The sequence below is a fragment of the Pseudomonas citronellolis genome, assembly GCF_029335315.1.
Classification (GTDB): Bacteria; Pseudomonadota; Gammaproteobacteria; order Pseudomonadales; family Pseudomonadaceae; genus Pseudomonas; species Pseudomonas citronellolis_A.
The window spans coordinates 19,588-30,035 of record NZ_JARJLT010000085.1; the positions used below are offsets into that span (position 1 = coordinate 19,588).

10 protein-coding genes are annotated in these 10,448 nt (G+C 71.2%); 6 read left to right on the top strand and 4 right to left on the bottom strand.

Translation table 11 applies throughout. The annotated features are described in order from the left end of the window. Positions 1 to 6 precede the first annotated feature (6 nt). Positions 7 to 681 (top strand): DUF1028 domain-containing protein, encoded by a 675-nt coding sequence (locus P3W75_RS07430; protein WP_276226726.1) that lies wholly within the window; start codon positions 7 to 9, stop codon positions 679 to 681. Between the two features lie 114 nt (positions 682 to 795). Next, entirely contained in the window at positions 796 to 1,947 is a 1,152-nt protein-coding gene (argE, locus tag P3W75_RS07435) for an acetylornithine deacetylase (RefSeq protein ID WP_276226727.1), read from the top strand. A gap of 255 nt (positions 1,948 to 2,202) precedes the next feature. Here argE and P3W75_RS07440 read toward each other — a convergent pair whose 3' ends face one another. From P3W75_RS07440 to P3W75_RS07455, 4 genes are all read right to left on the bottom strand, one after another. Next, positions 2,203 to 3,555 (bottom strand): 8-oxoguanine deaminase, encoded by a 1,353-nt coding sequence (locus P3W75_RS07440; protein WP_276226728.1) that lies wholly within the window; start codon positions 3,553 to 3,555, stop codon positions 2,203 to 2,205. A gap of 157 nt (positions 3,556 to 3,712) precedes the next feature. Beyond that, complete coding sequence (locus P3W75_RS07445; protein WP_276226729.1) at positions 3,713 to 4,396, bottom strand: SDR family oxidoreductase; 684 nt, start codon at positions 4,394 to 4,396, stop codon at positions 3,713 to 3,715. A 41-nt stretch (positions 4,397 to 4,437) separates the two neighbouring features. After that, the gene (locus P3W75_RS07450; RefSeq protein ID WP_276226730.1) at positions 4,438 to 5,238 is read right to left on the bottom strand and encodes an ABC transporter permease; all 801 of its coding nucleotides are present in this window, start codon (positions 5,236 to 5,238) and stop codon (positions 4,438 to 4,440) included. Continuing rightward, the gene (locus tag P3W75_RS07455) at positions 5,235 to 5,858 is read right to left on the bottom strand and encodes an ABC transporter ATP-binding protein (RefSeq protein WP_276226731.1); all 624 of its coding nucleotides are present in this window, start codon (positions 5,856 to 5,858) and stop codon (positions 5,235 to 5,237) included. The genes P3W75_RS07450 and P3W75_RS07455 overlap by 4 nt, the downstream gene beginning before the upstream one ends. Positions 5,859 to 6,208: 350 nt before the next feature. Here P3W75_RS07455 and efeU point away from each other — a divergent pair, with 350 nt between their 5' ends. From efeU to efeO (P3W75_RS07475), 4 genes are read left to right on the top strand one after another with little or no spacing between them, the layout of a single operon-like run. Further along, a complete protein-coding gene (gene efeU, locus P3W75_RS07460) occupies positions 6,209 to 7,039 on the top strand; it encodes an iron uptake transporter permease EfeU (protein ID WP_276226732.1) in 831 nt (276 codons plus the stop codon). After that, entirely contained in the window at positions 7,036 to 8,223 is a 1,188-nt protein-coding gene (efeO, locus tag P3W75_RS07465) for an iron uptake system protein EfeO (protein ID WP_276226733.1), read from the top strand. The genes efeU and efeO (P3W75_RS07465) overlap by 4 nt, the downstream gene beginning before the upstream one ends. Positions 8,224 to 8,255: 32 nt before the next feature. After that, entirely contained in the window at positions 8,256 to 9,548 is a 1,293-nt protein-coding gene (gene efeB / locus P3W75_RS07470; RefSeq protein ID WP_276226734.1) for an iron uptake transporter deferrochelatase/peroxidase subunit, read from the top strand. A 27-nt stretch (positions 9,549 to 9,575) separates the two neighbouring features. Then, positions 9,576 to 10,403, top strand: coding sequence for an iron uptake system protein EfeO (gene efeO / locus P3W75_RS07475; protein ID WP_276226735.1), 828 nt, complete (start codon positions 9,576 to 9,578; stop codon positions 10,401 to 10,403). Positions 10,404 to 10,448 lie beyond the last annotated feature (45 nt).

Sequence of the window (10,448 nt, forward strand, 5' to 3'; positions counted from 1 at the left end):
CCGCCCATGACCTTCTCCATCGTCGGCCGTTGCGCCGAGACCGGCCAGCTGGGCATCGCCATCAGCTCCTCGAGCATCGCCGTGGGCGCGCGCTGCCCCTGGGTGCGCGCGGGCGTCGGCGCGGTGGCCACGCAGAACGTCACCCTGCCGGCCCTCGGCCCGCAGATCCTCGACCGCCTGGAGGCGGGCCTGGAGCCCGCCGCCGCGCTGGACAAGGCGCTGTCGAGCAACGGCTACAGCCAGTACCGCCAGGTCACGGTGGTCGACCAGCATGGCCGGGTGGCGCTGTTCACCGGCAGCGAGGCGCTGGGCACCCACCACGCCGTGGCGGGCGAGAACTGCGTGGCGGCCGGCAACCTGCTGTCCTCCACGGCGGTGATCGACGCCATGGTCAAGGCCTTCGAAGGCGCCGCCGGCTGCCTCGCCGAGCGCCTGCTGGCGGCGATGCAGGCGGCCATGGCCGCCGGCGGCGAAGCCGGGCCGGTGCATTCGGCGGCGCTGAAGGTGGTGGGCGACCTGGTCTGGCCGGTGGTCGACCTGCGCGTGGACTGGGCCGACGAGGCACCGATCGACGCGCTGGAAAAACTCTGGGTGGACTACAAGCCGCAGATGCAGGACTACATCACCCGCGCCCTCGACCCGACCAAGGCGCCGAGCTACGGCGTACCCGGCGACGAGTGACGTACCCTGTAGGATCGAGGGGGACGCCCAGTTCCTGCTCGCGAACCAACCCTCGCTGCGGAGGCGGGTTCGCGAGCAAGCTCGCTCCTACATTTGATAAAGCAGGATCTGAACATGCCCAGCAGCCGTGACATCCTCGCCAGGCTGATCGCCTTCGACACCGTCAGCCGCAATTCCAACCTGGCGCTGATCCAGTACGTGCAGGATTACCTGAGCGACCTGGGGGTGGAGAGCGAGCTGTTCCACGACCAGACCGGCGCCAAGGCCAACCTGTTCGCCACCCTCGGCCCGCGTGACCGCGGCGGCGTGTGCCTGTCCGGGCACACCGACGTGGTGCCGGTGGACGGCCAGCCATGGACGCTGCCGCCCTTCGAGCTGACCGAGAAGGACGGCCGCCTGTACGGCCGCGGCACGGCCGACATGAAGGGCTACATCGCCTGCGTGCTGGCCGCCGTGCCGGCGTTCCTCGCCCAACCGCTGCGCGTGCCGCTGCACCTGGCCTTCTCCTACGACGAAGAGGTCGGCTGCCTGGGCGTGCGTTCGCTGCTGGCGGACCTGGAACGCCGCGAGCACAAGCCGATCGCCTGCATCATCGGCGAACCCACCGAGCTCAAGCCGGTGCTCGGCCACAAGGGCAAGCTGGCCATGCGCTGCCAGGTGCACGGCGCGCCCTGCCACTCGGCCTACGCCCCGCAGGGGGTGAACGCCATCGAATACGCGGCGAAGCTGATCAACCGCCTCGGCGAGATCGGCACCCGCCTGGCCGCCGTGGAACGCCACGACCAACGCTTCGACCCGCCCTACTCCACGGTGCAGACCGGGGTGATCGGCGGCGGCCGTGCGCTGAACATCGTGCCGGCCGAATGCCAGTTCGACTTCGAGGTGCGCGCGCTGCCCAGCGACGACCCGCAGCGGGTCGCCGAGGAGTTGCGCGACTACGCCGAAACCGAGCTGCTGCCGAAGATGCGCGCGGTGAAGGCCGACACCGACATCCGCTTCAGCGAGCTTTCGGCCTACCCGGCGCTGGCCACCGACCCGGAAAGCGAAGTGGCGCAGCTGCTGGCGCGGCTCAGTGGTTCGGATGAGTTTTCCACCGTGGCCTATGGCACCGAGGGCGGCCTGTTCGACCAGGCCGGCATTCCCGCCGTGGTCTGCGGGCCGGGCAGCATGGACCAAGGGCACAAGCCGGACGAGTTCGTCAGCCTGGAGCAGCTGGAGGCGTGCGACGCCATGCTGCTGCGCCTGGTGGAGTGGATGAAGGCCTGACGGGTGTCTGCCGGCGGGGTTGGCGCCGTGCTTGAGAGCGCCCTCTCCCTAACCCTCTCCCTGAAGGGAGAGGGGACCGTTCGGAGTGCTTGGATGTTCTGGAGTTAGCCGGCAACACCAAAGGTTCCCGGCTGAAACCATCACCTTTCTCGGCACAGACTGCCCCCTCTCCCTTCAGGGAGAGGGCTGGGGAGAGGGGCTCTTCAGGACATGAATCCCCCCCTAATCAGCCCCCTCGCTCCTACGAAAAGCCCGTCAGCCGATCAGCTTGCGCGCCGCCTGGGTGTGCGCGGCGATCAGGCCCTTCAGGTCCATTCCTTCCACCTGCCCGTCGATCACCCGCCAGTTGCCGCCGACCATCACCCGGTCGGCCCTGTCCGCGCCGCACAGCAGCAGCGCCGAGAGCGGGTCGTGGCTGCCGGAGAAGCGCAGCTCGTCGAGCTTGAACAGCGCAAGGTCCGCCTGCTTGCCCGGCGCCAACTCGCCGATGTCGCTGCGGCCCAGGAGTTTCGCCGAGCCCTTGGTGGCCCAGCCCAGCGCGCGCTCCGGGGTGATCTGCTCGGCGCCGTAGCGCAGCCGCTGGATGTACAGGGCCTGGCGCGCTTCGAGAATCATGTTCGAAGCATCGTTGGAGGCCGAGCCGTCCACGCCGATGCCCACCGGCGCGCCGGCCGCTTCCAGGGCCACGGTCGGGCAGATGCCCGAGGCCAGGCGCATGTTCGAGCTGGGGCAGTGGCAGATGCCGGTGCCGGCTTGGCCCAGGCGCTGGATTTCCTCGTCGTTGAAGTGGATGCCGTGGGCCAGCCAGGTGCGCGGGCCGAGCCAGCCGACGCTGTCGAGGTAGTCCACGGTGCGCAGGCCGAAGCGCTGCAGGCAGAAGTCTTCCTCGTCCAGGGTCTCGGCCAGGTGGGTGTGCAGGCGCACGTCGTGCGTCTCGGCCATCTCGGCGCTGGCGCGCATGATTTCCGGGGTCACCGAGAACGGCGAGCAGGGCGCCAGGGCGATCTGCACCTGGGCGCCGTCGCCGCGCTGGTGGTAGTCGCGGATCAGCCGTTCGCTGTCGTCGAGGATGTCCTCGGCGCGCTGCACCGTCTGCTGCGGCGGCAGGCCGCCGTCGGCCTCGCCCAGGCTCATGGAGCCGCGGGTGAGCATGGCGCGCATGCCCAGTTCGGCGACCACCCCGGCCTGCACGTCGATGGCCTGCTCCAGGCCGTCGGGGAACAGGTAGTGGTGGTCGGCGGCGGTGGTGCAGCCGGACAGCAGCAGCTCGGCCAGGGCCACCTTGGTGGCCAGCGCCAGCTGCGCCGGGGTCAGCCGCGCCCACACCGGGTAGAGGGTCTTCAGCCAGGGGAACAGCGGCTGGTTGACCACCGGCGCCCAGGCGCGGGTGAGGGTCTGGTAGAAGTGGTGGTGGGTGTTGATCAGGCCGGGGGTCAGCACGTGCTGGCTGGCGTCGAAGGTCTGCTCGCAGGCTTGCGCGGGCTGCTGGCCAAGGGCGACCAGCTCGACGATGCGGCCGTCCTGGACGACCACGCCGCCACGCGCGTCGAGGCCGTTGGCGGTAAAGATGGCGAGGGGGTTGCGCAGCCACAGGCGGGGGGATGACATGGGTGATTCCTCTGGGTGGCGGAGCCGCCGCGCGAGGCGAGCCGGCTCCCGATGGTTCGGTAAGCCAGCTCAGTGTTCACCCTGTCTGCTGATCCAGGTACGCCAGTTGACCGCGAAGTCAGGCGTGGGCGCATGGTACCCCCGGCGCCCGCATTCGTCACCAGTCGATCGTCGTGCCCTGGTAGTCGAGGTAGTGCTGGCCGCCGCGCCCGGCGTAGGCCTCGACCTGGTCGATGAGCCCGGCGGCGCTGGTTTCCACGTCCAGCGGCGCGGCATCGCCGCCCATGTCGGTGCGCACCCAGCCGGGGTGCAGGTTGAGCACCGTGAGGCGGCTGTCACCCAGGCCGGCGACGAAGCTGCGGGTCAGCGAGTTGAGCGCCGCCTTGCTCGCCCGGTACAGGGCCATGCCGCCGTCGCGGTTGCCGGCCACGCTGCCCAGTTCGGAGGTCATGAAGGCCAGCACCCCGGCCTGCGCGTCCAGCCGTGGCAGCAGGCGCTCGGCCAGGCGCAGCGGGGCCACTGCGTTGACCATGAACAACTCACCGACTTCCGCCAGGCTGGCGTCCAGCGCCGCCTGGTGCGGCGGGCCGTAGACCCCGGCATTGATGTAGACGAGGTCGTAGCGCTGCCCGGCGAGGGCTTCGGCGAGGCGGTCCTGGGAGGCCGGATCGTCCAGCACCAGGGCCTCGACGCGCACCGGCAGGCTGTCCAGCACGCCGGCGTTGGCGACGTCGCGCACCGTGGCGGTGACCTCCCAGCCACGCGCCAGCAGCTGGTTGACCAGGCCCAGGCCGAGGCCGCGCGAGGCGCCGACGACGAGGGCGGATTTGGCAGTGCTCATGGGGCTCTCCGGTTCGGCTCGAAAACACCCAGCATAACCGCTCAGTCCTCGCTGCGCAGGCGGTCCAGGCGCAGCCGGTCGCGCTCGTCGGTGAGCCGCCAGGCCGACAGGTAGACCGCGCCCAAGGCGGCGACGAAGCCGGCGCCGGCGAGCAGAAACATCAGCAGGATCTGGTAGCGCGCGGCGTCCAGCGGGTCCATGCCGGCGAGAATCTGCCCGGTCATGATCCCCGGCAGGGTGATGATGCCGGCGGCGGCCATCTGGTTCAGGGTCGGGATCAGGCCCGTATACAGCGCCCGGCGCAGCACCCCGCCAAGGGCGGTGTAGCGGTCGGCGCCCAGGGCCAGGCGCGCCTCGATGGCGGCGCGCTCGCGGGTAACGCTGACGAACACCTGGTTCAGCGCCAGGCTGGCGGCGTTCATCGCCGTGCCGAGGATGATGCCCACCAGCGGGATGGCGTGGCGCGGATCGTACCAGGGGTCCGGGCGCAGGCTGCCGGCGAGGGCGAACAGGGCGATGCCGAGGGTCGCCACGCCGACGCTGCCGCCGCCGATGCCCAGGTGCCAGAAGCCGGCCAGCCGGCGCTTCTGCCGCGAGCCGACTTCGAGGGTGGCCGCGCCGAGCATCACCGCCACCACCAGCGCGGTGAGCCAGGGCGAGGACAGGGCGAACACCTGGCGCAGGAACAGCCCCACCAGCACCAGCTGCACCACCAGGCGCACGGCGGACACCAGCAGGGTGCGCTGCAGGCCCAGGCGCAACGCCCAGGACAGCGCGGCGGCGGCCACGATCAGTAGCGCCGCCAGGGCCAGTTCCGGCAGGCTCAGTTGCAGCGGGGTCATGCCGGCACCTCGCGCAGGCCGTCGGCGTCCAGGCGCAGCCGGGTATCGCCGAGGCGCCGCCCCTGTTCCGGGTCGTGGCTGACCACCAGCAGGCCGACACCGGCCGTCTTCAATTGGTGCAGCAATTGCTCGACGCGCTCGCGGCTGGCCGGGTCCAGCGCCGCCGTGGGTTCGTCCAGCAGCAGGAAGCGCGGGCTCTGCACCACCGCCCGGAGCAGCGCCAGGCGCTGCCGCTCGCCGGTGGACAGCTGCGCGACCTGGGCCTGCAGCAGCGCCGGGTCGAGGTTGACCAGCGGCAGTAGCGGGCGCGCGGCGTCCAGGTCGGCGAAGTGCGCGGCGACGTCGTCCTCCCACCAGCCGGACTCCGCCGCCACATAGGTGACCAGGCGTCGCCAGGCGCTGGCCGGCAGGCTGGCGCGGTCGACGCCGGCGAGGCTGACCCGGCCCACGCCGGGGTCGAGGTCGGCGAGCAGGCGCAGCAGCAGGCTCTTGCCGACCCCCGAGGGACCGCTGAGCACGCAGCAGCGGCCGGCGTCCAGGTCGAGGTCGAAGGGCCCGCTGAGCGCGCCGCGCAGGCCGCGGGCCGAGAGCGGTCCGAGGGGGATATCGGCAAGGTTCATGGCAGGTTCCGCCGCAGGGATGCCGGCGAGGATAGCAAGCGGGGCCGTGCAGAAGGCGTGAAGCGGCGGCGCTGGCCGCGCGGCGGGCAAAAAAAATCCCCCGCCGCACCCGACGCACGGCAGGGGGATAAAGCGAGCCGGTAAGGCTCCCAGTGTGTGCAGCACCAACTTCGGTTACGACCGCAGCGGTATGGCTCCAGTGTGGCTGTTCTGCGCACACCGGCATTGCCGGAAACGACCTGCGCATATCCGCCGCAGCCAGGTTCCGACACTAGTCCCGCGCCCCTTAAGCATTTCTTAAGGCAGTGACATTAAGAATTCTTCGCGTTTTCATTCTCAGGTCGCTGCCCATGCTGGTCCCCTTCCTCATCATGCTCCGCGAGGGCATGGAGGCCGCCCTCATCGTCGGCATCATCGCCGGCTACCTGCGCCGCACCGGCCGTGGCCACTGGATGCCGGCGGTGTGGATCGGGGTGTTCCTCGCCGCCGCCCTGGCGCTGTTCGTCGGCGCCGGCCTGGAGCTGGCCAGCGCCGAATTCCCGCAGAAGCAGCAGGAGCTGTTCGAGGCCATCGTCGGCCTGGTGGCGGTGGCCATCCTCACCTCGATGGTGTTCTGGATGCGCAAGATGGCGCGCAGCATCAAGGGTGAGCTGCAGGCCGCGCTGGACCACGCCTTTCATTCGCGGCACCAGGGCTACGCGCTGATCGCCATGGTGTTCCTCGCCGTGGCCCGCGAAGGCCTGGAGACGGTGTTCTTCCTGCTCGCGGTGTTCCAGCAGAGCGAAGGCCCCGGCGCGCCGCTGGGGGCGCTGCTCGGCCTGCTGCTGGCGGTGGCCCTGGGCTACGGCATCTACAGCGGCGGCGTGCGCCTGAACCTGGCGCGGTTCTTCCGCTGGACCGGGCTGTTCATCCTGGTGGTGGCCGCCGGCATCCTCGCCAACGCGGTGCGCTCGCTGCACGAGGCCGGGGTCTGGAACCTGCTGCAGGCGCCGCTGTGGGACCTGGGCGAACACCTGCCCGAGGACGGCGCGCTGGGTTCGCTGCTGTCCGGCCTGCTCGGCTACCAGCAGAGCCCCACCCTCAGCACCCTGGGCGCCTGGCTGGCCTACCTGGCGCTGAGCCTGACCCTGTTCTTCCTGCCGCCACGCCCGGCGGCCAGCGCCCGGAGCGCCACCCCATGAGCCTGCCCGAAGCGCGCCCGCCGGTGGGCGCCCGCCGCCTGCTGCTCAACGCCGCCGTGGCCGCCTCGGCGGCCCTGGCCCTGCTCGGCGCGGCGGCCTTCTACTACGCCGCGCGCCACGCCCATCAAGCCAAGCTGGACAACGACGAAGTGCGGGTGACGGTGCAGGCCCACGGCTGCGCGCCGAACGCCCTGAGCGTGCCGGCCGGCCAGGCGCGCTTCCGCATCCTCAACCATTCCGATCGCGCGGTGGAGTGGGAAATCCTCGACGGCGTGATGGTGGTGGAGGAACGCGAGAACATCGCGCCGGGCATGAGCCAGCCGCTCTCGGTGTACCTCAACCCCGGCGACTACCAGATCACCTGCGGCCTGCTGAGCAACCCGCGCGGCAGCCTGCATGTCACCCCCAGCGCGGCGGCCAGCGCCGCGCAGCAGGCGCGCTCGCCGCTGCTCGACTTCGTTGGCCCGCTGTCCGAATACCGCGTCTACCTCGCCGGCCAGCTGCGCCAGCTGCAACGCGCCCTGGAGGCGCTGGACGCGGCCCTGGCCGCCGGCGACCTCGACGCCGCGCGCAACCAGTACCTGGCCGGCCGCGCCGCCTACCAGCGCATCGCCGCCAGCGCGCAGCGCTTCGCTGAACTGGACAACCGCATCGCCCCGCGCGCCGACGCCTTCGAACAGCGCGAACGCGACCCGGCCTTCGGCGGCTTCCATCGCCTGGAATACGGCCTCTACGCCCAGGGCTCGACCACCGGCCTGGCACCGGTCGCCCAGCGGCTGCAAGCCGACGTCGCCGCCCTGAAGGACGCGCTGATGGCCCAGGCCCTGCCGCCCGAACAGCTCTCCGGCAACGCCGCGCGGCTGCTGCACAACCTGGCCGAGCAGCGCGTCAGCGGCGACGAGGAACGCTACAGCCACAGCGACCTGGCCGGCTTCGTCGCCAACCTGGAGGGCGCGCGCAAGGTCATCGACCTGCTGCGCCCACTGCTGAGCGCCAAGGCCCCCGCCCTGCCCGCGCGCCTGGACGGCGCCGCCGACGCCCTGGGCGCCGATCTCACCCAACTGGCCGGCCGGCCCTACGACCAGGTCACGCCCGCGCAGCGCCAGCAACTGGCCGTCCACGCCGCCGCCCTGGCCGACGCGCTGGACACCGTGGCCCCGGTCCTCGGCCTGGGCCATCCGTGATTCAAGCCAGCCCCGATTTCGAGGAAGTACCCATGCACCCTGACGACAACAGCCCCGCCAACGCCCAACGCCGCCGCGTGCTGCTCGGCCTCGGCGCCGCCGGCGTGGCCCTGGCCGGCGCCAGCCTGGCCGGCCCGGCGCGCGCCGCCGGCACCGCCGAGGTCACCCACGCGCCGTCCAGCGAGCGCACCCAGGAGCGCAACGCCTGGTTCGGCGAACACCAGCCGGGCATCGTCACGCCGCGCCCGGCGGCCGGGATGATCGTCGCCTTCGACGTGCTGGCCAGCGACCGCGCCGGCCTGGAGCGCCTGTTCCGGGTGCTCGACGAGCGCATCCGCTTCCTCATGCACGGCGGCCCGGTGGCCCAGGTCGACCCCAAGCTGCCGCCGCCGGACTCCGGCATCCTCGGCCCGGTGGTGATCCCGGACAACCTGACCGTCACCGTCGCCCTCGGCGCCTCGCTGTTCGACGAGCGCTTCGGCCTGGCCGCGCAGAAGCCCAAGCGCCTGCAGGCCATGACCGGCTTCCCCAACGACGCCCTGGACCCGGCGCGCTGCCACGGCGACCTGTGCCTGCAGTTCTGCGCCAACACCCCGGACACCAACATCCACGCCCTGCGCGACATCGTGAAGAACACCCCGGACCTGCTGCTGGTGCGCTGGAAACAGGAAGGCAGCGTGCCGGTGCAGCCGGCGCGGCCCGGCCAGCCCACCGAGAGCGCGCGCAACTTCCTCGGCTTCCGCGACGGCTCGGCCAACCCCGACTCCAGCGACGCGGCGGCCATGCGCAGCATCGTCTGGGTGCAGCCCGGCGCCGACGAACCGGCCTGGGCGGTGGGCGGCAGCTACCAGGCGGTGCGCATCATCCGCAACTTCGTCGAACGCTGGGACCGCACCCCGCTGCAGGAGCAGGAAAGCATCATCGGCCGGCAGAAACCCAGCGGCGCGCCCCACGGCGGCCGGGTGGAAACCGACCTGCCGGACTACGCCGGCGACCCGCAGGGCCAGCGCACCCGCCTCGACGCGCACATCCGCCTGGCCAACCCGCGCACCGCCCAGAGCCAGGCCAACCTGATCCTGCGGCGGCCGTTCAACTACTCCAACGGCGCGGCCAGCAACGGCCAGCTGGACATGGGCCTGCTGTTCATCTGCTACCAGGCCGACCTCGAACGCGGCTTCATCGCCGTGCAGACGCGCCTGAACGGCGAGCCCCTGGAGGAATACCTGAAGCCGCAAGGCGGCGGCTACTTCTTCGTCCTGCCCGGGGTCACCGGCGCGGACGACCACCTCGGCCGAAGCCTGCTGGCCGCCAGCCGGCCGGCCTGAACAACGACAACCCCGGAGCCCTCGCCCATGAAACGCACCTCCCTCGCCCTGCTGTTCAGCCTCGGCCTGCTCACCGCGCCGCTGGCCGCCCTGGCCGCCACCAATTCGCCGCTGGACCTGGTCGGGCCGATCTCCGACTACAAGATCTACGTCACCGACAACCTCGACGAGCTGGTCACCCGCACCCAGCAGTTCACCGACGCGGTGAAGAAGGGCGACCTGGCCACGGCGAAGAAGCTCTACGCGCCGACCCGCGTGTACTACGAGACCATCGAGCCGGTGGCCGAGCTGTTCAGCGACCTCGACGGCGCCATCGACTCCCGCGAGGACGACCACGAGAAAAAGGTCGACGCCCCGGACTTCACCGGCTTCCACCGCATCGAATACAGCCTGTTCGCGAAGAACAGCACCGACGGCCTGGGCCCGCTGGCCGACAAGCTGATGGCCGACGTGCACGACCTGCGCAAGCGCGTGGAAGGCCTGCCGTTCCCGCCGGAGAAAGTCGTCGGCGGCGCCGCCGCGCTGATGGAGGAAGTGGCCGCGACCAAGGTCAGCGGCGAGGAAGACCGCTACAGCCACACCGACCTCTACGACTTCCAGGGCAACGTCAACGGCGCCAAGAAGATCGTCGAGCTGTTCCGCCCGCAGCTGGCCAAGCAGGACCCGGCCTTCGTCGCCAAGGTGGAGAAGAACTTCGCCAGCGTCGACGCCATCCTCGCCAAGTACCGCAGCGCCGACGGCGGCTTCCAGACCTACGACAAGCTCAGCGACAAGGACCGCAAGGCCCTGGCCGGCCCGGTCAACACCCTGGCCGAGGACCTCTCGACCCTGCGCGGCAAGCTCGGCCTGAACTGAGCCGGCGAGCGGGCCGACGCGGTCGGAAAACGACCTGCGCGTGCC